At 36.6% G+C, this 24,894-nt stretch carries 33 protein-coding genes; 7 read left to right on the top strand and 26 right to left on the bottom strand.

Annotation, left to right across the window (positions count from 1 at the left end; all coding sequences use genetic code 11):
* Window positions 1–125: 125 nt before the first annotated feature.
* Window positions 126–1,613 (top strand): hypothetical protein, encoded by a 1,488-nt coding sequence (locus HYQ40_08250; protein MBZ6527769.1) that lies wholly within the window; start codon window positions 126–128, stop codon window positions 1,611–1,613.
* Window positions 1,614–1,692: 79 nt separating this feature from the next.
* Here the strand turns inward: HYQ40_08250 and HYQ40_08255 are convergent, their stop codons facing one another.
* Together HYQ40_08255 and HYQ40_08260 are read right to left on the bottom strand one after the other, a co-directional pair.
* Window positions 1,693–2,028, bottom strand: a complete 336-nt coding sequence (locus tag HYQ40_08255) for a hypothetical protein (GenBank protein MBZ6527770.1) — start codon at window positions 2,026–2,028, stop codon at window positions 1,693–1,695.
* On the bottom strand, window positions 2,006–3,325 hold the full coding sequence (locus HYQ40_08260) for a DUF1576 domain-containing protein (GenBank protein ID MBZ6527771.1): 1,320 nt from the start codon (window positions 3,323–3,325) through the stop codon (window positions 2,006–2,008). Before HYQ40_08260 ends, HYQ40_08255 begins: the two co-directional genes overlap by 23 nt.
* A 190-nt stretch (window positions 3,326–3,515) precedes the next feature.
* Between HYQ40_08260 and HYQ40_08265 the strand changes: the two genes are divergently transcribed.
* The gene (locus tag HYQ40_08265) at window positions 3,516–4,052 is read left to right on the top strand and encodes a TIGR00730 family Rossman fold protein (GenBank protein MBZ6527772.1); all 537 of its coding nucleotides are present in this window, start codon (window positions 3,516–3,518) and stop codon (window positions 4,050–4,052) included.
* Between the two features lie 34 nt (window positions 4,053–4,086).
* On the opposite strand, the gene HYQ40_08270 is transcribed toward HYQ40_08265, so the two are convergent.
* Entirely contained in the window at window positions 4,087–5,055 is a 969-nt protein-coding gene (locus HYQ40_08270) for an aromatic acid exporter family protein (GenBank protein MBZ6527773.1), read from the bottom strand.
* 129 nt (window positions 5,056–5,184) lie between these two features.
* Here HYQ40_08270 and HYQ40_08275 point away from each other — a divergent pair, with 129 nt between their 5' ends.
* Window positions 5,185–5,562: an acyl-CoA thioesterase gene (locus tag HYQ40_08275; GenBank protein MBZ6527774.1), complete on the top strand. Its 378-nt coding sequence runs from the start codon at window positions 5,185–5,187 to the stop codon at window positions 5,560–5,562.
* A 42-nt stretch (window positions 5,563–5,604) separates the two neighbouring features.
* Here HYQ40_08275 and efp read toward each other — a convergent pair whose 3' ends face one another.
* On the bottom strand, window positions 5,605–6,162 hold the full coding sequence (gene efp / locus HYQ40_08280) for an elongation factor P (protein ID MBZ6527775.1): 558 nt from the start codon (window positions 6,160–6,162) through the stop codon (window positions 5,605–5,607).
* 153 nt (window positions 6,163–6,315) lie between these two features.
* Between efp and HYQ40_08285 the strand changes: the two genes are divergently transcribed.
* On the top strand, window positions 6,316–7,497 hold the full coding sequence (locus HYQ40_08285) for an aminotransferase class I/II-fold pyridoxal phosphate-dependent enzyme (GenBank protein ID MBZ6527776.1): 1,182 nt from the start codon (window positions 6,316–6,318) through the stop codon (window positions 7,495–7,497).
* A 123-nt stretch (window positions 7,498–7,620) separates the two neighbouring features.
* Here the strand turns inward: HYQ40_08285 and HYQ40_08290 are convergent, their stop codons facing one another.
* The 4 genes from HYQ40_08290 to HYQ40_08305 all read right to left on the bottom strand — a co-directional run bounded on the left by HYQ40_08290 (window position 7,621) and on the right by HYQ40_08305 (window position 11,119).
* Window positions 7,621–8,511: an NAD-dependent deacetylase gene (locus HYQ40_08290; GenBank protein ID MBZ6527777.1), complete on the bottom strand. Its 891-nt coding sequence runs from the start codon at window positions 8,509–8,511 to the stop codon at window positions 7,621–7,623.
* Window positions 8,511–9,287, bottom strand: coding sequence for a protein-ADP-ribose hydrolase (locus HYQ40_08295; protein MBZ6527778.1), 777 nt, complete (start codon window positions 9,285–9,287; stop codon window positions 8,511–8,513). The genes HYQ40_08290 and HYQ40_08295 overlap by 1 nt, the downstream gene beginning before the upstream one ends.
* 90 nt (window positions 9,288–9,377) lie before the next feature.
* The gene (locus HYQ40_08300; GenBank protein ID MBZ6527779.1) at window positions 9,378–9,710 is read right to left on the bottom strand and encodes a glycine cleavage system protein H; all 333 of its coding nucleotides are present in this window, start codon (window positions 9,708–9,710) and stop codon (window positions 9,378–9,380) included.
* Between the two features lie 242 nt (window positions 9,711–9,952).
* The gene (locus tag HYQ40_08305; GenBank protein ID MBZ6527780.1) at window positions 9,953–11,119 is read right to left on the bottom strand and encodes a hypothetical protein; all 1,167 of its coding nucleotides are present in this window, start codon (window positions 11,117–11,119) and stop codon (window positions 9,953–9,955) included.
* Window positions 11,120–11,209: 90 nt separating this feature from the next.
* Between HYQ40_08305 and HYQ40_08310 the strand changes: the two genes are divergently transcribed.
* Entirely contained in the window at window positions 11,210–11,821 is a 612-nt protein-coding gene (locus HYQ40_08310; GenBank protein ID MBZ6527781.1) for a CoA pyrophosphatase, read from the top strand.
* 49 nt (window positions 11,822–11,870) lie between these two features.
* Here the strand turns inward: HYQ40_08310 and HYQ40_08315 are convergent, their stop codons facing one another.
* The 4 genes from HYQ40_08315 to HYQ40_08330 all read right to left on the bottom strand — a co-directional run bounded on the left by HYQ40_08315 (window position 11,871) and on the right by HYQ40_08330 (window position 14,658).
* The gene (locus HYQ40_08315; GenBank protein MBZ6527782.1) at window positions 11,871–12,440 is read right to left on the bottom strand and encodes a serine acetyltransferase; all 570 of its coding nucleotides are present in this window, start codon (window positions 12,438–12,440) and stop codon (window positions 11,871–11,873) included.
* Window positions 12,424–13,344, bottom strand: a complete 921-nt coding sequence (gene cysK, locus HYQ40_08320) for a cysteine synthase A (GenBank protein MBZ6527783.1) — start codon at window positions 13,342–13,344, stop codon at window positions 12,424–12,426. The genes HYQ40_08315 and cysK overlap by 17 nt, the downstream gene beginning before the upstream one ends.
* 358 nt (window positions 13,345–13,702) lie before the next feature.
* Window positions 13,703–14,287, bottom strand: coding sequence for a helix-turn-helix domain-containing protein (locus HYQ40_08325; GenBank protein ID MBZ6527784.1), 585 nt, complete (start codon window positions 14,285–14,287; stop codon window positions 13,703–13,705).
* Window positions 14,288–14,310: 23 nt separating this feature from the next.
* On the bottom strand, window positions 14,311–14,658 hold the full coding sequence (locus HYQ40_08330; GenBank protein MBZ6527785.1) for a GIY-YIG nuclease family protein: 348 nt from the start codon (window positions 14,656–14,658) through the stop codon (window positions 14,311–14,313).
* Between the two features lie 833 nt (window positions 14,659–15,491).
* On the opposite strand from HYQ40_08330, the gene HYQ40_08335 reads away from it, so the two are divergent.
* Both HYQ40_08335 and HYQ40_08340 read left to right on the top strand, forming a co-directional pair.
* Window positions 15,492–16,001 carry a hypothetical protein gene (locus HYQ40_08335; GenBank protein MBZ6527786.1) on the top strand — a complete coding sequence of 170 codons (510 nt, stop codon included), beginning with the start codon at window positions 15,492–15,494 and terminating at the stop codon, window positions 15,999–16,001.
* Window positions 16,001–16,390, top strand: coding sequence for a hypothetical protein (locus HYQ40_08340; GenBank protein MBZ6527787.1), 390 nt, complete (start codon window positions 16,001–16,003; stop codon window positions 16,388–16,390). The genes HYQ40_08335 and HYQ40_08340 overlap by 1 nt, the downstream gene beginning before the upstream one ends.
* Window positions 16,391–16,869: 479 nt before the next feature.
* On the opposite strand, the gene HYQ40_08345 is transcribed toward HYQ40_08340, so the two are convergent.
* The 14 genes from HYQ40_08345 to HYQ40_08410 form a co-directional block, all read right to left on the bottom strand.
* Complete coding sequence (locus HYQ40_08345) at window positions 16,870–17,511, bottom strand: Arm DNA-binding domain-containing protein (GenBank protein ID MBZ6527788.1); 642 nt, start codon at window positions 17,509–17,511, stop codon at window positions 16,870–16,872.
* Window positions 17,512–17,515: 4 nt separating this feature from the next.
* The gene (locus HYQ40_08350; protein ID MBZ6527789.1) at window positions 17,516–18,049 is read right to left on the bottom strand and encodes a hypothetical protein; all 534 of its coding nucleotides are present in this window, start codon (window positions 18,047–18,049) and stop codon (window positions 17,516–17,518) included.
* On the bottom strand, window positions 18,046–18,459 hold the full coding sequence (locus HYQ40_08355) for an ImmA/IrrE family metallo-endopeptidase (protein ID MBZ6527790.1): 414 nt from the start codon (window positions 18,457–18,459) through the stop codon (window positions 18,046–18,048). Before HYQ40_08355 ends, HYQ40_08350 begins: the two co-directional genes overlap by 4 nt.
* Window positions 18,459–18,785 carry a helix-turn-helix transcriptional regulator gene (locus HYQ40_08360; protein MBZ6527791.1) on the bottom strand — a complete coding sequence of 109 codons (327 nt, stop codon included), beginning with the start codon at window positions 18,783–18,785 and terminating at the stop codon, window positions 18,459–18,461. The genes HYQ40_08355 and HYQ40_08360 overlap by 1 nt, the downstream gene beginning before the upstream one ends.
* Before the next feature lie 96 nt (window positions 18,786–18,881).
* A complete protein-coding gene (locus HYQ40_08365) occupies window positions 18,882–19,649 on the bottom strand; it encodes a hypothetical protein (GenBank protein ID MBZ6527792.1) in 768 nt (255 codons plus the stop codon).
* Between the two features lie 2 nt (window positions 19,650–19,651).
* Window positions 19,652–19,858 (bottom strand): hypothetical protein, encoded by a 207-nt coding sequence (locus HYQ40_08370; protein ID MBZ6527793.1) that lies wholly within the window; start codon window positions 19,856–19,858, stop codon window positions 19,652–19,654.
* 3 nt (window positions 19,859–19,861) lie between these two features.
* A complete protein-coding gene (locus HYQ40_08375; protein MBZ6527794.1) occupies window positions 19,862–20,029 on the bottom strand; it encodes a hypothetical protein in 168 nt (55 codons plus the stop codon).
* Between the two features lie 10 nt (window positions 20,030–20,039).
* Window positions 20,040–20,216 carry a hypothetical protein gene (locus HYQ40_08380; protein MBZ6527795.1) on the bottom strand — a complete coding sequence of 59 codons (177 nt, stop codon included), beginning with the start codon at window positions 20,214–20,216 and terminating at the stop codon, window positions 20,040–20,042.
* Window positions 20,213–20,422, bottom strand: a complete 210-nt coding sequence (locus HYQ40_08385; GenBank protein MBZ6527796.1) for a hypothetical protein — start codon at window positions 20,420–20,422, stop codon at window positions 20,213–20,215. The genes HYQ40_08380 and HYQ40_08385 overlap by 4 nt, the downstream gene beginning before the upstream one ends.
* Window positions 20,423–20,640: 218 nt before the next feature.
* Window positions 20,641–21,054 carry a hypothetical protein gene (locus HYQ40_08390; GenBank protein ID MBZ6527797.1) on the bottom strand — a complete coding sequence of 138 codons (414 nt, stop codon included), beginning with the start codon at window positions 21,052–21,054 and terminating at the stop codon, window positions 20,641–20,643.
* Window positions 21,051–21,560 carry a hypothetical protein gene (locus tag HYQ40_08395; GenBank protein ID MBZ6527798.1) on the bottom strand — a complete coding sequence of 170 codons (510 nt, stop codon included), beginning with the start codon at window positions 21,558–21,560 and terminating at the stop codon, window positions 21,051–21,053. Before HYQ40_08395 ends, HYQ40_08390 begins: the two co-directional genes overlap by 4 nt.
* Before the next feature lie 112 nt (window positions 21,561–21,672).
* A complete protein-coding gene (locus tag HYQ40_08400; GenBank protein MBZ6527799.1) occupies window positions 21,673–22,044 on the bottom strand; it encodes a hypothetical protein in 372 nt (123 codons plus the stop codon).
* Between the two features lie 15 nt (window positions 22,045–22,059).
* On the bottom strand, window positions 22,060–22,230 hold the full coding sequence (locus tag HYQ40_08405) for a hypothetical protein (protein MBZ6527800.1): 171 nt from the start codon (window positions 22,228–22,230) through the stop codon (window positions 22,060–22,062).
* Between the two features lie 269 nt (window positions 22,231–22,499).
* On the bottom strand, window positions 22,500–24,869 hold the full coding sequence (locus HYQ40_08410) for a hypothetical protein (protein ID MBZ6527801.1): 2,370 nt from the start codon (window positions 24,867–24,869) through the stop codon (window positions 22,500–22,502).
* Between the last annotated feature and the right edge of the window lie 25 nt (window positions 24,870–24,894).

Here is a 24,894-nt window from a genome sequence, read left to right on the forward strand (position 1 = left end):
TTCAAGTATTTTATAATAACTGCATTTGAAAACAAGATTGATGGGAGGCTATTCTTATCAGCAAGACACATTATGTATTTCGCACAGCTGTTGCATTAACAGCTTTAGCCATTTTAGTTTATGCCATGCTTAATTTTGCATTTGCCAAACAAGGATTTCATATTGATGAAATATATTCCTACGGGCTCAGTAATAGTTACTATAACCCCTTTCCTACCGCAGCTAATGAATGGATGCCAGGAATTTATTACCAAAATTATTTAATGCCTAATCATGCAACACAGTTTGAATATGGATCGGTTATGTCCAATCAAGTGAATGACGTTCACCCTCCACTATACTACTTATTATTTCATACAATCGCTTCATTCTGGCAAGGTGGATTTTCACCTTTAGTTGGCTTGGCTCTGAATTTAATTGTGCATATTGCGACAGTTATTGTGATTGCCTTTCTGATTCATTACTTAACAAAGAACTTCTATGTTAGCATCTTTGCTGGATTATTTTGGGGACTTAGTATGGGTGGGTTAAGTTCTATGTTGTTTATTCGCATGTATCATTTAATGGGCTTTTTCGTTATAAGCTTGTTATACCTACTACTGCGCTATAGTCGTTCTGGGAAATCTCGCATGTTAATACTACTTGTTCCGATTTTTGTTGCGACGTTATTAGGCGCTTTAACCCATTATTATTTCTACTTGTATGCATTCTTTATTGTAGCAGTCACCTGCATTGGGCTCCTTTTCTTAAAAGAAATAAAAAAAGCTTTCTTACTTGGCTTAGTTGAAGTTGGGGCAATTGGCGTTGCTTGGGCAATTTTCCCAGCGGTCTTTTCTCATATCTTTGAATCGAATCGCGGAGTAGAAGTATTGAATAACGCCAATAATGCGAACTTCACTGAGAATTTGAAACTGTATCTAAGTTTTGTGCAAGAAGACTTGCTAGCAGATGTTTCTCTGCCAATATTTTTTGGAGTCTTGTTTATATCAGTACTACTCCTCTTAGTTCAAAGCAAAACATTGCTGAATCGAATCACTTTGTTAGAAATTTTTATCATAATCGTTCCGATGGGCTTATACATTTTTCTTGTGCAAGACTTATCACATTACCATACTTCGCGTTATATTTACCCAATCTACTCCGTGGTAGCCACTGCGATAATTTTGATCCTTTACTTTGCGTTCCGAGCGGTCTTACATAAGAATTGGAGTACAGTTGTCACGATAATTAGTTTAAGTGGGATTCTTCTAGTCGGTTTCCAACGAGAAACGGTTGATTTTCAATACTTAGAACAAGGTGAGCTAACTCAACAAATCCTTGAAAACCCAACTGATTCCGCCATGGTTTTTAGCGCAACGCGTTGGCAAATCGCTGAATACGCACCGCAACTCGCTCTTCATGATGATATCTACCCGATGGTACTTCAAAGTACTGAAGCAAGTTCGATGCCTGAACGTGACGCGATTAATTTAGGTGATCCTTTAACTATTTATACAAATAACACGTTACTCAACCAAGAGGATTTAATCGAATCTATTCTAGCAAAATATCAATTAACAGACTACAAAGTACTCCATCAAGCCGATGACTTAATCGTCTATCATTTTGAATAAAATGGTGTTTAAGTGTTAGTGAGCAATCGTTCACTGGCACTTTTTTTGTACAAAAAAAGGAGCACATGGCTCCTTATAATCAATGGTCACGAATGACTTTTAACATTAAAATATTATCTTTGAAAGAATATTCGACCTGATCAATTAATGCGGACAAAATGTCGACATGAAATTCATCATCCCTTAATCCTAATAAGTCCTCATAATACTCTTCCAGTTCTGGTTGTTGTGTTGCACGTAACTTCTCTATGACATGATCGATATCAGATGGTTCCGTATCAAGCTGCCCTTTGATTGTAATTTCACTATGGTGAGCTAGGATAACAAAATGAATATCCGCTTCCGTCATACCATTATTATAAAAGTAGTCCAGTAACTCATTCATAATCATCTTAATCTTTCGATATTCCCTCATGCATCTCATTCCTTTCCCTAATTCCATCTAGGATAGGTACAACTGTAGCTGCTACGAATCCGCCAGCGAAGCCATTGTTATACAAGTTCAATCCAGCATGAGTAATACCTGTATTAGGTACTAATCCTGCATGTAGTAATCCTACCAGAATTCCAGCCTTCCATCCATAGTGACCTGCTATTGGTGCTAAAGTTGTACCAAAAAGTGCGGAAAGTAAAGATGCTGTGGAACTCGGTCCGTCGACTGCCATCAATACTTGCATAATGAAAACCCCAATGACAATCGGTGTGACGTTAAAGATATGTTTACCAAACGTACCAAAACCAACGACAGTTAACACACCACCAATTACCGCACCTTCTAGTGTACCGCCGACTAACCACACATATGCTAAGGATGCTAGTCCGAGTATTCCCATATTTATAAACGTTAACCCAACGCCATAGTCCGTTACAAAGTCTGAGATTAAGCGCCCAGAATCGTCTTTGAATTGTTTATAGCCTTTAAATGTATAACCATTTAAAATAAAGCCAACAATTAGTAAAAAGAGTGAAAAAAGCACAAAGAAAATCTCGACTTCAATGATTGAATAAGCATGATCAAGCGGGACGTAAGTAGTTGTCAAGTCAAATACACGCATAACACTTGCAATAATCATCCCTAATACACCTGCCGTGAAGCCCATGTTATATAGATTATACCCCTGATGGAAACGTAAAAAACTTGATCCCATCGGATGAATTGCAAACCCAATAAAAATCCCAACCAATATAGCAATGGGTACACTTATCAAGTAAGGTAAGCCTTGTCCGAACGTAATGATACTCACAACAGGCGCAAGCGTCGTTGCAAATAATGACGTAAGTAAAAATGCCGAAATAGGTAGATTTCTATACTTGCTATATAAAAGTGTTCCAACCGTAATCGGAATCGAGTTATATAAGTTTTTACCAAAAAAAGCAAAACCCATGACCGTAAAGAGTGCTGCGACTAATGGACCCGTAATTTTGGGAGCAAATCGATTGATTGCGACGGCATTAATGAGCATTAATAAGCCAGCATTCACAAAGGTTGCCCCAATTCCACCTACTTCAAAATAATCAGTAATTAAATTACTTGGAGAAAGCAGTATCGCTATAAACCCTTCCCATATCTCGATCCATGGATCGACTGATAAACCAAATAATATAAATATAAACGCGATTAAGTATAAAAAGTTTCCCTTTACAGAATCCTCTGTAAAAAAGAATGCAGCAAATTTTGATTTTATTTTTGTTGTATTAATCTCTTCTTTCATAGGTGCCTCCTAGAATATTCTCGTTTAAATATATTACCAACCTCGAAGCCAATGTGCAATACTACAACACTAAAAAAACACTCGTAATAGTAATGTAATAAAATATCCTTGAAACCTACTTTTACTAAACCTTTTGGATTTCGTTCGTTATAATAAACACCATGAATATAAACTAGAAAGGATTGTTTGAATGAATATTACTGTTTATTGTGGATCAAATCCAGGAAATAACCCGAATTTCTCCTTTGCTGCCCAGGGTTTAGGGGAATGGATTGGTCAAAACAACTATGCACTAGTCTATGGTGGGAGTATGAATGGGCTGATGGGAATCGTTGCCGATGAAGTATTGAAACAAGACGGCGAAGTTTATGGTGTTATTCCAGAAGTGCTTCGAGGAATTGAAGCCAAGCATCCTCTTGTAAAAAATATGGAAATTGTTGCGACCATGTCAGACCGTAAAAATCGCATGATTGAACTGGGTGATGCGTTTATTGCACTACCAGGTGGTGTTGGAACCTTGGAAGAAATTTCTGAGATAGCCTCGCTAATTCGCATTGGCATCATTAACAAACCAACAATTTTCTACAATATTGACGGCTATTACGAACCGATGAAAGCATTATTTGACCAAATGGTTCTGGAAGATTTTTTAAAAGAAGACATCCGAGACATGTTCCTCTTCTCTGATTCATTGAAAGAAATTGAGACCTTTATTCATAGTCATTAAAAAAGAACCGACACATTGAATGTGTCGCTTCTTTTTAAAACTTTCGGATATGTTTGTCTAAGTAGAATTCCCTTTTTATCTCTAGAAAGCGTTCGAATTCAATTAGGATGTGGTAGAGAATGGCACGAGACTCAAACTCTTCTCGGTCTCTTGGCAAGTCACTACTACGGTAGAATGTGTACAACTCATTAATGCTTTTCAACAAACTGTGCCCACTATTACTTTGGTCAAATTCATCAGAAGTGAGCTTGAACATATTTCCTAATGTTTTATTTTGTTCCGTTTTTAAACTAACGTGCTGCAATGAATCGACCATGCGAGATAGAACACCGAGCTGCTTTAAGCGCATGTCCGCGTAACGAATATAATAGTCATCTTTATTGAATAATTGATTTTCATAGTCATCGACAGCGATTTTTCGCATCTTTTCAATTGATTCATTAACAATATCAACTTCTGTCCGTATTAACGGAATATCAAAGTCATTCTCCAGCAACCTTTGACTAATAAGTTCTAATACGATTCTAAAATTATCTTCAATGTCACCGACTGCTTTTTGTAATTCCGGCTTTTGATTGGGCATCCAGAGATTGAATAAAATTGCCACTCCGGCTCCAATAACCATGATCAACAGACCATTCAATTGCCACTGCCATACAACACTTTCTGCAATAACAAAATGTGTGACTAGTACCGAAACCGGCGCAATGGCTGCTGACAGCTTTAATCTATAGGCTAAGGCCACAAAGATGAGTAGATAAAGACCAAACGCCCAAACTTGGTAACCAAAGACTAGAAAAATAACAGCCGCAATCCCAAATGCTAAAACAGTCGCCAATAAGTATGTCAAAGAAATCTCTCTTGATGCTTTACGTGTGTCTAGTAATGTCAGTATTGTAATAATACCTGTCGCAAGTGAATTCTCTAATCCAATAAATTGCGCAATATATATTGCAACGACAGCTGCTAAAGTAATTTTAATTGTTCTAAGACCAAGTGGCAAATTGGCACCTCCGTTACATTTTTTATTCTTTCATATATAATAACATCTGTGAGTAATTATATATAGGAGAGGTGCTTAATATTGACTTATACATACAATCATCTTGTTCAATTTTATGAAACGGATGCCATGAAGATTGTCCATCATTCAAACTACATACGCTGGTTTGAAGAGGCTCGTGTAGGATGGCTTGACGACTTTGGCTATAGCTACAAACGAATGGAAGACGAAGGTATCAGCATTCCTGTTCTAGCTGTTGACTGTAAATACAAAAAGCCCCTAGCTTATGGCGATACAGCTGAGGTACATGTTAAAGTAGAGATGTTCACACCGATGCGTTTAAATTTAGCTTATGAGATATACAATAAAGAAACAGGTAAGTTAACGACAACGGGCTCTTCAGAGCATTGCTTTATCAATGCAGAAACTGGGCGGCCAACTTCCCTGAAGAAGACGCATCCGGAGATATTAGCGGCGTTTGAGCGGGCGTATGAGAATCAGAAATAAAGAAAACTCCTTCAGCAAAAAATGCTGAAGGAGTTTTTGATATTATGCACGTTTTTGGTAAGTACCTTCTGATGTACTGATGATTAATGCTTCGCCTGCTTCGATAAAGTCAGGAACGTTGACAACTAAACCAGTTTCCATTGTTGCTGGTTTACCAGATCCAGTTACCGTTGCACCTTTGATAGAAGGTTGCGTTTCTTTAACTTTTAAAGTCACCGTTTGAGGCACTTCAACACCGATTACTTCAGAACCGTAGAATTGGATTTTTACTTCCATATTCTCTAATAAGTAAAGTAATTCGTCTTCAATAGTATCTGTCGGTAGTTCATATTGTTCATATGATTCTAAGTCCATGAAGAAAGCTGTTTCGTCCATACTGTATAAGAATTGAACATCCTTTGTTTCTAGGAATGCACGTTCAAATTTTTCTTCCGGGCGGAATGTTGTATCATAAGTCGCACCAGTGCGAACATCACGTAATTTCATACGCATAACTGTGTTCCCTTTACCTGGTTTATGGTGACTCGCGCTTAAAACACGAATTAATTTTCCATCTTGAATAAATGTCATACCTGCTTTTAAGTCTACTGCAGAAATCATTACACATTCTCCTTTGTTGTCTCTAAAATATTCCTACCCATTATAGCATAAAAAACCTTTGCGTACGGCTATAGCGCAAAAATAGTCATTTAAACTTCCTACCGAATATGATAAACTATGTGAAAATGAATTTTAGATGAGGGAATTATTAAAATGAAATTAAGTAACTTATTCAATACAAATCTAACTAAAATTAAACCAAACGCGATTCGCGCCTTCGATGAGCGAGCATCAAAAGTTGAAGGTATTATTAAACTAACGTTAGGACAACCAGATTTCAATACACCCGAACATATTAAAGAAGCAGGGATTGCCGCAATCAAAGAGAATCAAACAGGATACTTATCAACTCCGGGAGACAACCGCCTTCGCCAGGCCGCTTCCAAATTTGTAAAGACAAAATACGATTTAGACTATCATTGGCAAGACGAAGTGATTGTGACTGTTGGAGCCACAGAAGCAATCACAACAGCTTTCCAAGCAATTATTAACCCTGGAGACAAGATTATCATCCCTTCTCCTTATTTTACGCTTTATTCGTCAATCATCTACCTTGCAGGTGGTGAACCCATCGAAGTAGATACCTCATCGAATGATTTCATTATGTCGGCAGATATGTTAATCGACGTGCTTGAGGAACACGGTTCAGCCGTTAAAGGCGTTATATTAAATTATCCAACGAATCCAACAGGAGTAACGTGGGCTGAAGAAGACGCTAAAGCCTTTGCGGATGCATTACGTGACCGGCCAATTTTTGTCATTAGTGATGAGGTGTATAGTGAATTAGTTTATGAAGGTGAACATGTATCGATTGCTAAGTATTTACGTGAGCAAACTATTGTTGTCAACGGCGTGTCAAAGTCACATGCGATGACTGGTTGGCGCGTGGGATTACTTTATGCACCTGCTAATATTATGGGGCAATTAGTAAAAGTTCACCAAAATCTCGTAACAACAAATTCAACGATCTCACAATTAGCAGCGCGAGAAGCTCTAGAGAACGGTGTGGATGATGCACAACCAATGCGAGAAGAATACGTTATTCGCCGTGATTATATTTATAATTTTATGACCGACTTAGGTTTTCGTATTGTTAAGCCAAACGGGGCGTTCTATATGTTCGCTCATATTCCTTGGGATTTGGAACAAAATAGTATGGCTTTCTGTTTAGACTTAGCTGAATCAGCTGCGGTTGCATTTGTGCCAGGTTCCGCTTTTGGTATTGGCGGCGAGGGACATGTGCGCCTAAGTTATGCAGCGAGTATGGAAGATATTAAAGAAGCGATGGCTCGTTTAAAACGCTTTGTTGATAGTAAACGCGAAAAAAATACTTAATACGAATCTCGATGGGTATTAGAGTTTGAGTTCCATCAGGACACCCATCTTCGGGTAAATAATAAAGAGCACTCAAGTGATGGTTGATCCCCATCACTTGAGTGCTTTTCTAATTCTCATATATTAATTTACTGCATCTAACTCTTTTGCTTTTTGGATCGTTGTTGCAATATCGCTCGCTAAGTGAACTGTTTGCGGGCGAATCGCTTTTGGTATACGATAATTTTTCTCATTCATCGTGACAAATAGTGCGTGCTCATTTTCTTCTGTCATTTTTTGGAATGGGTGTTTAATAAATTGAGGGGTTGTGTGTCCAACTCCTATTTCTAAAAAGATAATTTTCTTACCATCATTCTCTTTTAAGAATGTTTCGTATCGGTCTTTCTGTGCGTGGAAGTCACCGTCTTCAACCATCCCTTTTTCTTCATTACGTTTATTAATTTCAAAAGGTGCACCACATTTTGGACAATGCGGAACTAATTCAGATGGCACTTTCATATTTGCTTGTTGATCAACCATCTCACGAATGATTGCGTCATTACGGTACGTTTGTTGGTGACAGTGTTTTGAACATTGCCATAAGCCGTACTCACCTTGGATGTGGAAGACTTTCTCCATATTATAATTCGCAACATCGAAGGCATTGTCGGCATTCGTTGTAATAATATGATAATTACGGCCTTTTAACATATCACGTAAATCTAAGTAAGATTGCCCTACCGGTTGATCTAAATAATTTAAAACGACAAATCGACTTTGGAAAGCCCAATATTCTTCAACACTTTCAAAGTCAAATAGACTTGCTTGTAACATATCTAACAAACCGTATTTTTGAATAAAATCAGGAAACGCATCATTAAAACGCTCACCAATATATTTAAACCCATCAGCCGCTGACATACCTGCCCCAATACCTACAACAATGGCGTCGGATTCGTCAATAAGTCCTTGTAATACTTTCGCATCATCCAAGTCTCCTGTAGTTTGAGCTAATGTCTTCCAAATTTCTGTCATCATGCGTCTCCTTTTCCTAACTTCTCTTTATAGATAGTATAATCCTCATCTTCAAAAACATTAAATATTACTTTTAAATCTGTATCATGTTTGGCTAAATAATCACGTACTGTTTTAATCGCAATATCAGCTGCTGGTTCATTTGGAAAACCAAAGACGCCGGTTGAAATACAACAAAAAGCGATACTTTTAAGTTGGTTACGATCTGCCATTTCTAAGCAAGCTTGATATGTTTGAGCCAGTAGCTTTTGGTTGATACGTGTCACTCGCCCACTTGCTGTGGGTCCAACTGTATGAATAATATAATTCGCTGGTAAATTATAAGCTGGGGTCAACTTTGCTTTTCCTACCGGCTCTTTCTTACCCTGCTCAATCATCATATCATGACAAGCTAACCGCAATCGGATACCTGCCTTCGTATGAATAATATTGTCGATACAATTGTGGTTTGGAATAAAACATCCCAATAACTCTGAGTTCGCCGCATTGACGATGCTATCTACTTGAAGTAACGTCATATCCCCTTGCCACAAATAGATATTCTCACTTTCAACTGGTGTTAAATGACGTAAAGCTGTCCACTCTTCTTGAGTATTATAAGCTTGTAAAAAATGGTCTTCATGCGCCAAATATTCTTCTGTTATCGCTTCCGGAGGACGAACATTTACTAGGTGTCGCCACTCGTCAAATGTCTTTGCCGCTTTATCAAGAACAGGTGCATCCGCTTCTTTTGATAAATACTGAACCATCCATTCCAATTCTGCAATAGATGCCATCTATTCATTCCTCCTAACATTAAAAGCCTTATATAAAGTTGACGCACTTAAGCTAAGGGGGGGCCCTTTTACTTAAATGCGTCGTTTAGTTTACGCTTCTTCTAAAGCATTGAAAGCTGCTTCATCAACGTTCGTTAATTTAACTAGCCAATTCTCGTCTGCTTTAGCAGAGTTTAATAATTGAGGGTTATCTTCTGCTTTTGTATTGCGCTCTACAACAGTACCAGCAATGGGTGATGCGATTTCTAAGACCGTTTTCGATGCTTCTAAGTTTAAAATCGCATCATCAACAGCTAAGTCAGCATCTTGGTTAAATTCAACAAATCCAACCGTTCCAACATCATCTTGTAATTCAGCCGACATGCTAAGTGTATAAGTGTCGCCCTCTTTAGTAATTAATAAGAAATTCCCGATTTTTTCCATAATAATCTCCTTTATATTCAACGCTTTATGTCTACTAAATTCTGTATTCTTTTATAATTACTACTGTATCATATCCTAGAAGGATCTGAAAGGGTTTTACTCACGAAAAACAATTATACTATCAACGAATGTTCGTTTATTCAGCAATGAATACAGCTTATAAATTCTGTTATATTTTTATTGGTACAGAAAGAGCATTTCCATAAAAGACTCACTCTTTCGTAGGAAATGCTCACATTAACTTAATCTTTAAATATCACGCCATTATCTTTCAACTGTTGAATCGATTTTGGACCGACATTCTTTATGGCTAATAGTTCTTTTTCTGTGTAAACAGCGAAGTCTTCAATGGATACAAGACCCATCGCTTGAAGGGCTACAGCGGCGTTATGTACAACTCCATCTAGAACGGGTATTTCAAGGTATGGTTTACGGTCATATACGTCTTCTTGATTTCGGTAGTGTTGTGATGCCCCTTTGAATGAGATAACTTTCTCATTCACATTGACACGCTCATGTGGCTCAGCTGTTTCAAATTCATTTAACATCCATTCGTATAGATACTCAGAACTCACAATTACCGGCAAAATGTCATTGAGCGCCAAAGCAATCGATTCAAAAGAGTCCACTTGATATTGATCAACATCTGCATAACTTAAGATTAAATCTACTGGCCAAGTATCATCATCAAATAACATATATAACTCTTTATTTGACTCCTCTAAATCTAGAAATAAGTCTTTTGCGTAAGTTATATTATCCGTTAAAATTGATAAGATAAGCATCGGAATAATCATACGGTCATCGGTACTTGCTGGATAAGGTACATCAGAGAACAGTTCATAGGCACTTTCCCAATCATACGTCCGGCAATAAATCGCCATTAAATAATACCTTGCGCCTAAACTATCCATCTCATCAATCTCATAGAGAATCTCAAAGTGCTCAAGTGCTTCTAGTAATAAGCCCTGTTTAAATAAAATCACGGAGAACATATATTTTAAACTTAAGTAGGGACGCTCTTCATAATCAAGCCAGCCGACTTGGTCTGTTTCTTCCCAAGTTTCAAAGGCTTTCTCTTCTAATTCTCGAATTTGTTCAATTTGTTCTGTAAATGACCCTTCAACTAGTTCTAGATGTGCATTCCAATTCTCTGGCCAAATTTCAATAGCTTCTTGTAATAAGGCCTTACGTTGGTCCTCATCTGTTACTCTCATTGAGAGCTCTAATAATTCAGTCGATTCAAGTTCTGGTGTCATTTCCATCTCATCTTCGTCATCCAGCCCTTCTTGATGATAGAATGACATAAATGCTTCAATTGCTTCTTCTATATTCTCGAATTCATTTCCATGTTCATCAATGAATTGCTGTAACGCGCGAAAAATGTTATTATCGTTACCAAAAGACATAACTCTCACCTCATTTTCAGATATTAGTTATAGTATACCGTTAATCACACTGTTTTAACACTATATTTTAAAGCGTAAAGGGAATGAAATATGAAAAATATTCAAAAAATTATTCAACATTATGATGCTCAAGCATTAGGTGTTCAACGAGGCTATGCTGTCTTGCTACCTCTTATAAAAAGAGAGGGCGAATGGCATGTTTTATACGAAGTCCGTAGCCAACATATCTCACAACCAGGTGATACATCTTTTCCTGGGGGGCGTATAGAACCAGGTGAATCGCCTAAAGAGGCGGCTATTCGCGAGACAATGGAAGAGTTAAATATAAAGCAGGAAAATATTAAAGTCTATGGAGAAATAGATTATATTATTGCTGCTAATCGTATTATTTATTGTTATGTCGGAGAGGTTACCGGCATTGATTTTGAAGACATCTATCCAAATATTGAAGTCGAAAGATTGTTTACTATACCTCTGAACCACTTGTTGGAAAATGGCCCAACTTTATACCAATTAAAGTTTGAACACAAAGATGATGAAAGTAAGTCATTTCCATTTCATCTGATTAATAAAGGAACAAACTATCCATTTAATGAAATCAGACAGAAGATTCCTTTTTATCATATCCCAGATGAAGTATTGTGGGGATTCACAGCAAATTTAACCGACCGATTTATTCAAATTATCAAAGACGATAAATAAAAAGACGTTTAGTCTTCTTTTAAAGAAGAAACTAAACGTCTTTTTTCGATTAAATTTGATATTCTCCGATTCGGTTCCAATTTTTATCATGGAGGATAATACGTGCTGGAACACCAACTGCTGTCGCATAAGGAGGGACGTCTTTTAAGACGACAGCTCCAGCACCAACTTTAGCGTGATGACCTACAGTAATATTACCTAGTAATGTTGCATTCGCTCCAATTTCAACATCATGTTGAATCGTTGGATGTCGCTTTTTGCCTTTTTCATTACCCGCGCCGCCTAATGTTACACCATGATATAATTTTGCCCTGTCTCCAAGAACTGCCGTTTCACCAATAACTACACCCATCCCGTGGTCGATAAAGATATTATTCCCTAATTTTGCCCCAGGATGAATTTCGATACCCGTTGCTGTACGTGACTCTTCAGATAATTTACGCGCTTCATACATTTCACCTTCTAAGTAAAGTTCATGAGCTTTTAAATGATTCGCAACAGCTTTAAAGCCGGGATATAAATCGGTTACTTCTTCGACACTTGTTGCAGCAGGGTCATTCTCATAGATATACTGCGCCAGTTCAAGTGCTTCTTTGCTATAATTATTCTGCTTGTCCATCGCCAAAGAACCCTGAAGATAAGTAACGTTCTCCACTATCTGGTAATACAACGACTACTTTCTTACCTTTCCCTAATTCTTTTGCTAAACGTAATGCTACAGCATAGTTAGCTCCAGAAGAAAATCCTGCTAAAATCCCTTGTGACTTAGCTAATTCAACAGCTGTATCAATGGCTTCATCATTGGTTACTGTTTCGATTTTGTCGATAACGGATTGATCTAGAATATCTGGAATAAAGTTTGCTCCTAGCCCTTGAATCTTGTGCGAACCTGCTTCACCTTTTGTTAATATAGGCGAACCTGCTGGCTCCACTGACCAAATCACTGTATCTGGATTGTTCTCTTTTAGAACACGTCCTACACCCGTAATCGTTCCACCTGTACCAATTCCTGCTACGAAACCATCTACGTCAGGCACGTCTTCCAATACTTCTCGTGCTGTCGTTTCTTGATGTGATTTCACGTTCGCTTCGTTAATGAATTGACCAAAGACTGGTGCATTTTTCTCTTTAGCAATCTCATCCGCTTTCTCTCCCGCTAAGCTCATTCCTCCCGAAGCTGGTGTCAAGACTAACTCTGCTCCATAAGCTTGCATTAACTTCCGACGCTCAACACTCATTGAATCTGGCATAACGATAATCACTTTAATTCCTAAAGCTGCTCCAACCATCGCAAGACCCACACCTGTGTTTCCACTTGTTGATTCCACAATCGTTCCGCCTGGTTTTAATTCACCTTTATCTAATAAATCTTGAATAATATACTTTACTGGACGGTCTTTTACCGAACCACTTGGATTATTTTTTTCTAATTTCACATAAACATCTGCATATGAGTCGTCCAATCCATTAATCTTCACTGTTGGTGTATACCCAATTGCATCAACCACATTTTCAAATAACATATATAAAGCCTCCTATAATAATAGTTAATTTTTCACTCAAATATCTATCAGAATGGTATCGCTTTTGTATGATAAAGTCAACATTTCGGCTCATGAAATTCTAATGAAATGGGCTACAATAAAGCGAAAGCTAGTATTGAGTTATTTGTAATACAGTTTTGAAAATACAAAAATACCCATCAAGAACTAAACTTCTCTGATGGGTAGTACAGCTTCAATACTCATTTGTCTCTGTCGCAGTTTGGAAATTAATCGCAAAAACTTGTGATGCAAATGTTAAGCTATCTGGGTTAGACGCATAAATCGGTCGTCAGGTGTTTCTGCTATTAAACTAGGTAGCCAAGTTTGCTTAGATATTTTATATAGAATACTTAGTTAATCCATGTTGGATACAATATAAATATAACTGACCATTTGCCATATATGGCATACGCACTGTCGGATCTTGTTCGGGATAAAGACGGTTCAAGAAATACTTATCCCCTTTAACATAAGCTGCAAAAAGAATGTGATGATTTCTTGTCATTTCATGATCAATGGTTATAAAATAATCAATATCAACCACTTCAGTCTTTATATTTGGAGCATGTTCATCTTCTACCACTTCAAGTTGAGTCAACTTTCTTCCACAGCAAAAGATTGATGCACTCCCTGTACTGACTAGAACATTGTGACATGTCGGACAGACGTAAAAGCGGATTTTATTTATATTCCCACCATCAGGTTCGTTTAGAGTCATTTCACCCTCCATTAAATCAACGACATCTGCTCCTAAAATGGTGGATAAATCTGCCCAGAGTGAAATATTGGGCGCTCCTAAACCACACTCCCACTTTGATATTGTCTTATTACTAATACTTAACGCATTCGCAATGTCTTGTTGAGTCAATCCTCTTTCCTGTCGTAATTGAGCAATCAAATTACCTATCTTAATATTATCCATGGTTCGCTTCCTTACCCCTTCTTCTATTCTTTATTTAATCTGCTTGCATAATGATCAGCTTCCAAGCATTCCATTAAAATGGCTTCCAATTTTTCTGTATAATCTACCGTCGAATCTTCATATTCTAATTCTTTAATGACTGAGAACTCAAAGTCTGCTTCACTATGTTCATTCCATAACACTTGTATTCTATGATTAGGGTGCCAGTTTGCCTTTAGCTTAAAGCGGTGACTATTTAAATCTGCTTGTATACTTTTAGATATGTCTAAAAAACGTTCTTTAGTTGAATTATTTTTAATGGAGATGATACCCATCTCTGGTTTTCTATTTTTATACTCATTTATTAATTGTTTTCTACTCTTTTTATCCATATACCCACCTCTAGACTATTTTAATCCTTACTGACTCTATTAACAATCCACGTACCGTAGACTAATTGTGACTCACTTTTTAGATAAACACGGTTGATAGGTTATCAACTCACCTTTACGCACCAAATGAAAAGTAGTTTGTCCAGCGTGCTTAATGTTTTACAAATAGACACGATAGTGAATTTAATACAATACCATCCTTAAATTTTTTAAGTTATTTATCTAACAAACAAAAAAAGAGGTCTACTGCTATGAACAGTAAACCTCTTGAATGTTGTATTAACAACGTTTCTATGCTATTAGTCTTCTTGTTTTGCGTTCTTGTCTGCGAAACCGAATTTTTTGATTGCCTAAATTCTGTTATATTCTGTAGATTTACAATTGCTTATATAACGGTTTTTAGAAGCGATTTAGTTTCTCGTGAGTGCCTACAATTATATAAAAGTTAGCCAGACGGTTAGCCAAATAAATCACCGTACACACCAGATGTTTTTAGTAATTACAAGATAAGGTATCAGAAAACCAACCAGTTGTGGCAACACACCAAAAGTTGGCAAGGGTCAAGTTGAGATTGATGGAACAGTGTATGATGTCGAGTTGAAAGAGAATAAATAGTATGGTATAATAAGGACAAGAAAAATGATTATCTATTCTTGCCCACGAAATAACCCCACTGCCTATAATGGTGGTGGGGTTGATTTAGAATATGAAGGATGTACTTAGTTTTTTGGAGTAATAAGAGTATTAAATTTTTGTAACAATAATCAAAATGGTTTACATTTTAGAATGTAATGATAAAATTACAGTAATTAATGTCAGAAGGATGAATTACGTTGGAAAAAAATATTGACCTACTAAAACATGCAGTTATATTTGCGCACATCGCAAATTATATAATTTTGTTTGTTGCAGCTTTTAATGCTCCAAACATGATGTCTTTTTTTCCAGAATCATTTATGTTTTTCACGTCTAATTGCATCACATCATATTCTCTGACACCTAAAACAAAAGAAGGTAAAAAATCAAGGTACATATTAGTTAAAGGAACATTTTGGGGATCTGCCATTTCATTTATTCTATTACTTCTTAACCAAATAGATATTGCAATTGTAAAAAATTCAATACTTTTATTATTAAAGGTTTGGACGATTTTTTCCGGAGCGTATTACACATTTCTACTCTATAAAGTTGATAGGGAAGTTTCTAATAGCGATAAAAAGCAATCTAGCGAGATTACTGATTTTATTAGAAATATGGACAAGAAGTCCGATTCTCCTCTTAAAGATAATAACATAAATCGTAAAAAAATGAGTAAGTTTGTAAAGAAAAAAAGTAGAAAGTAGTGAGAAAAATGAATATTCTATATATATTTTTTGTTATTCTTATTTTCTTTTTAAGTGTTTATTTTTTTAAAGCTATGGTAGCAAAATACAGGATGGAAGAGTTAGATATTTACCCTGAAGGTCATAATTACTTTTATTTTTACTTACCCATCATTACAATTGTTATAATTGCACGTATAGCTCTCAAAAAAAAGTTTCATGATTATGAAACAAATGTTTCTCCAAGCAAAATGCTAATTAAATTCAATTTGAGCATGGATATTATGGCTATGATTACTAAAGTGATAGTAGAGGAACAAGTGTTTGAGAAGAAAAAATCATTGTTAGAGAAAATTACAGAATATTTCAATAAATTTAATGATAAAAACCCGTATTTTGTTAGTGTATAATTTTTTAAATTTTAACCCCACCGCCAATTGGTAGTGGGGTTATTTTTTACGCAATCATTTATTTACAAACAGAACATTTGTTCGTATAATTACGAACGAGGTGATAGCGTGGAAATAAATATGATAGGTCCAGAATTCGACAAGTTCGAAAAGGCTTTTGAAAAATACTACACTGGCATAGAACCGCTTTATTCATTGATAGGCAGCTTCGAAAGATTGATGACACAAAGCAACGTCAACTTTTTTAAGTTGCCTGCGCATAAATCGAGCGATCTAAAAAGTCATTATTTTATTTTTGATAGAACTGGTGGCGAATATGTGTTCAAAGAGTGTATTTAATAGTAGATAAAAAATGCCCCTCTTTATGAAAAATTAGTTTAATTCAAACAATAAAACCCTCTATCCTTAATTAGGACGGAGGGTTATTTTTTATATATTTTTTCACCCCCTATTTCCCCCTTTATTATTTTTAATCTCTTTTAACTTATTTGACATAACCAGAATAAAATAAATATTTTTATTTGATATTTATCCACTTTTAAAACAAAAACCCCCATATCGGGGTTTAAGCCATCATATGTAACGGTTAGTAACTGAGATAGCTGACCTAAGTTCAGGTACTTACTATTTATTGATTTTGGTTTAACCGCACCTCTAACAATAGCTTTATAAGTCGGATCTGTTTGAATGTGACCTTTATTAAAGGCGTACTTAAAACAAGCAGAGACATGAGAATGTAGTTTAGCCACAGTGTTTTTTGTGCGCTCCTGCGAGTAGTCATCCAAAAGTGATTGATATATAATATCGTCTACTTGCGCCATTTTTCGGTTTAATTTAGCGGTTATGATTGAGTGGCTATTTCTGTAACTATCTTGTGTGCGTGGCGAAATGTTTCCTTTCTTCTTCAACTCGTACCACTCTTTAAAGTAATCACTCACTAACATCTCACCTTTGAGAACATCGGGTCTTTTCCTCAGAATTTCTTCCATCTTTTCGCCTGCACTGATAGCAAGTTCTCTCGTCTTGTATGTACCACGTTCTAAATCTCGTTTCTTACCATCGCTATCGGTATACTTGATTCGGTAGTACCATCTCCCTTTATATTCTCGTGCATAAGCCATGTTATCACTCCTGTGGTTTAGGCATGGTTGTCATTCTCATTAGGGCATTGTCGATAGGGTCATCTTCATCTACCGTCATTGTGCTTGAGTAATTTTCAAGATAACTAGAGAATGGCGAAACAACACTGATATAATCTGTTAATTTATAAATGTCTTTCCCTGAAATATTTACTTTGTTCCAATCTCGATTAGCTGTTTCTTCATTATAATAGTAAACCGCAACTGCTGTGTCTTGGTGCGTACCTTCGGTAGGGTAACCTCTAAATACTACACCGTTAGGAATGTCAGGTAAGTCGTCCGAAGTAAGAAACATATATATTCCTAATCCAAAACCTTCAATAGCGCTTTTGTCACTAATGATATTAACCATCTCCATATCAACGGTTAATAGTCCAGTGTCATGTTCATCGACACCAATAACACTTGTATCTGCCTTTTCAAATATACTGAAATCTTCTTTAGTGTATAAACTATCTTTAGCGGACACAGGAGAGCTGCCCAACAGCAACAAACTCGCAAGCAAAACTAACTTTTTCATAAAAATTCCTCCATTTCATAAGGTATATAATTTCTCCTAAGTATTTCAAAAACTGTTTGACCTTCATAAATCGACTTACCAACTAACAATAGATACGTTGCAAATTCATTCGCTTCTCGTTCATGCTTTCCTTTGGCATTATGCCCCTTATGATAGAAGTAAGCCATCTCTGCATGATTGATAGCGTGATATAACTCATGCGCTAGGACAAAAGCACCCTTTGGGTCATGTCGCAACTCTACATTTAATATGATTAACTTCTTCCCATCAACAGGAATATACACACCATTAAACGCATCGCTTGTATCTGCATAGCGTATTGCGATGTTTAGATGTTCTGCAATTCGGTATGGGTTGCTGGTTCTGCATTCTTTAACCAGTCTGTGTATTGTTCGCTGGACTAGGTTCATTAGTCATCATCCTCATCTAAGAATGACTCAACTACTTTAGCCAATACCTTCAGGTCACGTTCTGATATTTCTTCGCCACCGTAAGTCATCGTTCCTGATTTAAGCAACTGTTTTAAATCAACCCTACCATTTGAATCAGCGCCCAATAGATCATCAACTGTTGTTTCAAACATTTTAGCTAAGTCTACTTGCATATCATAGCTCGGTTCCGTCCTGTCACGCTCCCAACTTCCAATTGTCTTAGGAGATACGCCCAATTTATCAGCTACATCTTTTTGTGTCATTCCTCGTGAAACTCTGTGACTTTTTAAATTCTTCCCGAACATGCAATCTCCTCCTAATCTTTATTTACTTAATTATACACTACATTATGTAGTATAGGTTAATTAAGTAAATAAAGATTAGGCAAGATTGCTATTTATTTAATCCCATTCACCATTCTCTAACTTCGACTCTGCAAAAGCTAGGCGCATTTTAGCCACAACTGAATCAGCATCGGGAATATTATTTTCATTAACGGGTACTTTGTTATTGTTCGATTCAGAAAGCTTCTTCGCTTCTTGAATAATAGTGTGATTCTTTAGTAGTTTACTGCTACCGCTATAATCAGTAAGCATACTATCATAACTTTCAGCCGTACCATCGTTTAGAAATGCTAACTTACCGCTTGCTAGTTTTAAATCTCCGCCATTGATTTGTTTGGCAATATAATCAACATCCCCATTTATGCGGTCTAATATTTTTTCAAGTTTAACTTCTTGGCTATCTGGTAAAGCAAAGGGAATCTCTTTCTGCTTTGCAATATCAGCAATACGTCTTAACACCAGCGGGCTATTTGAGTGTTTTTCTGCATACTCTAATAATTCATCATGATCCACATCAATTTGACTTAGCAAACTCAATTCATTCATTACTTCCTGCGTGACCGTTTGGCGGTTGCCCTCAATACGCTTTAATTCTGATTCTCTAACTTGATTCAGCATTTCCACAATAGACTGTGTGGCGGTGTCACGTTTTTCGGCAATTTTCGCTTGAAGTTCGGCTCTCATTTCGTCTGCTCTTTTAGGTGTAATATCTTGACTTTGCTCTTTCATATTAATATCTGAAAAAGCATTATTATAAATTTCAACATTTTGCATACTTTCTTCTGCATACCTAATCACACGTTTCATCAGTTTCTCTAATTCCATTTTTATTTCTCTCCTTTAATTAAGTTTTTTCCAAAATTGAACTCACTTGCTGAATCTTCTAAACGTTGGGCTGTTTCAGCACTCACAACACCGCTTGAATCTTCCGAAATATAAGCTTCTACCGCATCTAAGAATGATATAATCTTATCCTCTTGATTAACGGTAAACGTCATTTCCTCAAGCTTTTTAAGCCTATTTTTAATGTTCATCTGTTACCACCTTTTCATGTTCTTAACTGCTTCACGATACAATTCTTCCGCTTCCTCTGTATCTTCTTCAATGTAATAATCTAACGCATTAACCAAATTGATTATTTTTTCGTCTTGATCCATGACGGACAATGTTTCTTCCAATTTTTTCAATCTGCCTTTAATATTCAACTGCTTCACCTCACATTGTTATATCGTCAATGAATATCATCGCATTAGGGTTATTTTCCTTTATTCGTTGTGCTTCTTTATCGATTTCCGCTTCGGTTAAATCTTTTGATTCAATAAAATAGACTTCTAAACCTGTATATCCAGCACGTTCTTCTAATAGACGTACTCGTTTAGCTAGTTGTTTCATTTAGATTTCTCCTCCAATTGTTCGATTCGTTGCAATACATCATCTAATTCATAAGTTTTGTATGCCATTTCTAATAATATTTTAGAAGCCTCCACTCGTGAATATGGCGGTGTTTCTGGGTTATCACGCAATTCTGCCAATACGTTAACAGAAGCGGTGGCTTCATATTGTAGCCTGCCTGTAACTGTTGCCATTAATTCACGCATCAGCTTACGGTGGGCTTCTTTAAATGCTGGTAACCTCATATAACGATAAGCGGTTGATTCAGTAATACCTGCCTTTTCGCTCGCTGTCTGTGTGGTTGGGGTTGATATTAAGGCTAATAAGAATTTCTCTTGCTTATGTGTTAGTTCACTAATCGCTGTCCGCTCCTTTCTAACTATGATTTTTGATTATTTACAACAATTTTGCTTCGATTTGTCCGTTAATTGACACCTAACACAGCTTTTTTCAACTGATTCCAACGTTCTTTTTCAGCTTCACGCTCTGCTATCTTGCGCTCTAACTCCGCATTTTCTTGATTATATTTTTCAATTCTTTCGGCAAAATACAATTCATAAACTTTTGTATAAACGCTATGCTCTAACTTGCTAAATGCTTTGCCTTTTAAATTAAGGTGTTCTTTCAGCTCGGCAGAACTCGCTTGATTAATCATTCTTCCATCTTCTCTGAAAGTTGCTAAAGTGACATACTTCGCCATCACAAAAGCTAGTTCGTTATCATTCAACTGATTCAATACTCCGACAAGGTTCAATACATTTTCATTACTTTCGCCACGTTCGATATAGGATTTAAGAGGGCGCATAATTCGATTACACGCATAAATTCTATCTTTCATAATGCTAACTCCTTTATTCGATTTAATAATTGACTGCCAACATCTGCCATCTGCGCCTGTTGTTCTTCATTCAAGCCAAAACCTTTTAATCGTTCTTCAGTTTTACGATGTTCATCTAAGTAATAAGCCACTTCGCCAATCGCTTCATAAGCTTGCTGCTCCAGTTCTGTGACATAGCACAACTGTAAATCACGCTGTAGTTTCGGTAAGTCCACACAACCCATACATTGATGGAATAACCTCTGTTTCTGCTTTAAGCGGTCAATTCTTCGCTGTAATGCGATATCTTTGGACCATAGCGTCAAAGCAATATGTTCGGGTGTGTCTGCTCTATGGTAGATTTGTTCCACATCGTTACTAATAAGCATCCCACCTGTAAGTGAGTTCATGGCGTAAAAGGTGGGGCTGATTTTGTTTTTCCGTCCCGTCAATTGTTGAATCTGATCATCGATTGTAATATATAACTCAATCTCTGATTTAATATCTTCAATAGTTTCGTTAGCCACACAATCAACTCACTTTCGTTACGGCAACATATCTAGAGGACAACAAAGTCAATAATTGACTTAAATCATCTTCAGTCATAGCACTACTCCTCTTCATATTTAGACTGAAAATCTAGTCATATGTTTCTTGTCGCATTTTATAATAACTTCTCTTCGAGATATTAAAAAACCAATTAAGTTCCGTTTCATCTTCGACTTTAAAGCCAGCTATAACCATTGCTCCTTTAAATGCCCCGTTTGTCATATAGAATCCACCACGACTTCGTTCAAAATCGTGTTTCATTCCATAAGAGGTTACATGGTGTTGGAACCCTTTTATCTGATCAAATTGCTTACACCAATCAACTACTGATTTTTGTTGTTCATTCGTCAATTCATAAAACAATAGCGGACTATCATTTTCTTCAAAGTATTTCCTAGCGTTTTTTTCTTTACGATACCCTGCTCTAAATGGGATAGGTAAATTCTTATATTTTTCTAGCACTAGCCTATTCCTCCTTCAATCACATAGCTGTTCGACTTCGCCTTGATAATAATCTAGATTACCCTGTAATTCATCAATCTTTTGGTTCGCCTTAAACAAGTCATAACTAATCTCACTCACTATATGAAACAGTTGTTTATTTTCCTTTTCTAACTTAAAAATTCGTTTCTCTAATTTTTCTAACATTAGCTTACTCCTTTTCTTTTAAGACACGTGCTGTATGACATGTCTACCCATTAAAAACCTTGCTGCTATTAGCTTTATACACAATTTCAGACACCAGACACATATAGGCTCATAAACTATATATACATTATTTTCAATACTTATACTTCCAAAAGTTTATTAATGCTTTTAGTGTCTACGTGTCTTATCATTCAAACAAACAGCCATATATCAATGTTTTCAAGGGTAGACACGTCCGCACACACGTGTGTTTTTAGTGTCTACGTGTCTTATTCTTTTCTCTTAAACCCTCTTTGAGTTTTTGTTTTACCATCTACACCAATTCGTATAATGTTATTGCTTTTCGCCCAATCAGATAAATTCTCCATAATGGAGCTGATTTTTTTAGATGATTGATCCCCTCGCCAATCTGCGTCAATTTCTCGCCCAAAGCATTCAGTTAATATTTCTCGTGTGGTTATATCTGGTCTAAGTGCTGGTTCTTGGTGCCAATTTCTATTACCTACACCAGTTAAATAAAGTCGTTTCTCCTCAAGTGGGGCTTCATAATATTCTTGAGGTATTTCTAAGTCTAAAAATTCTAATAAAGCTTGTTCGGTAACATCTTCTTCCATTGCATTTCCTCGGATAACATCAAAGGCATTTTCTGTTTCTACCGAACAAATTAAAGATTCTTTAGCTTTATAGTAGGTTAATCCTTCTGCCCATATTTGATGAACAATATCTTTTGTTAAATCACTAAACACTTCATACTTACCTTGTGAGTTGTCATTAATCACAAGCGGATAATAGCGGCGATTCCCAGTTTTATCTCTCAAGAATGACTTATTGTTCACTGTTCCAATAAACACGCTATGACGCTTATAATTACGCTGACTTTTGCCATAAGGCTCTCTGTATTTATCATCACGAGAAGAAAAGAACTTTTTAATCGAACCATCGGTATTATTGCTTAAGAACTCTAGTTCCTCTAATTCAACTAACCAGCTATCACGCAATAACTGCATGGTGTCTTTATCATTAACCTTTTCCCCATTTAAAGATAAGTAATAATCTAACGCAAAAGATAATCGTTCAATCGCTGTTGTTTTCCCCACACCTTGCGCACCTCTTATAATAGGTACCATGTCAAACTTAACTCCTGGGTCATAGATCCTTGCAATAGCACCTATAAACCATTTTCGTGTAGCTTCTCTGTGGTAAAAAGTATCCTCTAAACCAAAATAATCAATGAAAAAAGTGTCAATCCTATGCTGCTTATCCCATTCCACTGATCCAATTAATTGTTTAATAGGGTGGTAACTGTGTTCCCGACCTATGTTATTTACGATATGAAACAAATCTCGTTGTGGGATATCCTTATATATTCGGCTGACATCGCGATACATTTCGGATATATAGGCGTCATCTACCAATTCATTCTTTTCGCCACTTTTGTATTCAACGACTTCTGAAAACTCGTTATAAACCATATCCGTAACAAGCTTAGCCATATTTTCATAGTTATAATACTTCTCTACTAAAAGGACTTCGGGGTCTCCGCCGGATTTATATTCTTTCAAATACCATAAAACACCATTACCATCTGGTAATACAGACTTACCTACTTTTTTAAAGTCAGTCGCCCTCGGGGGTTGGGCATGTTGTTTGAGTTGATATAGGTATACCTTTTTCTCTTTAAACGTTGTTATAGCTTTATTCTTCGGGTTGTAGCCACCTTTTTTTGGGCGATTTGCTATAACACGCCCAAGTGTATAAATTTTAGTGCGCCCCCATTTCGAATCACACAACTGTGTGGATGAATATATCTCATCCATAACGTTTTTGTCATAGTTAGAGTAAAAACCTAACTTGCCCACAAGGGCTAATTCTGCTTCTGAACGACTTGGATAATTACCGTATAAACGATAGTCTCCCGTAAATATTAAACCTAAAAACTCACCCGCTCGTGGATCTTTAGTCAAAGCTTGTATTACTTCGTCCGCACTCAATCCATTCCCATATGAAGGTATCGCTTCGAGATTGTTGAAGTTGCTGCTTATATTATTTTCTGCGCCTAAATACTTGGAATGTAAAGATTTTACAGTTTCTGTTCCATTAGGGTTAATTTCGTCATAATCACCCATCTGTTCTCCTGTTACCGTAAAGTATCTTGCTTTATCGTACATCTCAACATCACCAATCTTACGCTTACCATCTGGCAATGTTCCCTTTAAGATAAAATGGATTCCGTTCCCAGATGGTGATACCTCCATATAAGTTTTGAGTTGATTGTGGAACTCACCAACTATATTATTTTCATTGCCGGATTCAAAATCTGCAATTTGTTCTCTAACATCGTCAAGATCCACACCCATGAAAGGCGATTCCGAAAACATGAAGCCCAAACCGTCAAACTCCGTCTCAACTGCTAAAGCACTGTCAAAAGTGCCCCATGTATTTTTGTCTGTACTTGAAGCCAAGCGCTTTGTTTTCGGGTCATAGGGTACCTTTGTGTACTTGGGCTCCCCATGTTCATTTACTTTCGGATTATTTGCCGAATCAGTTGCAATTTCTTTTTTATAAACTACCCAATTAGGATAAGTTTTCATTTCATCTGGAATAGCTTCATAACCTGTTATTTCTTCTATTAGTTCCACTAAACCGCCTCCTTTCTTCACGAAA

The organism is Aerococcaceae bacterium DSM 111021, from assembly GCA_020112395.1.
Taxonomy (GTDB): domain Bacteria; phylum Bacillota; class Bacilli; order Lactobacillales; family Aerococcaceae; genus Ruoffia.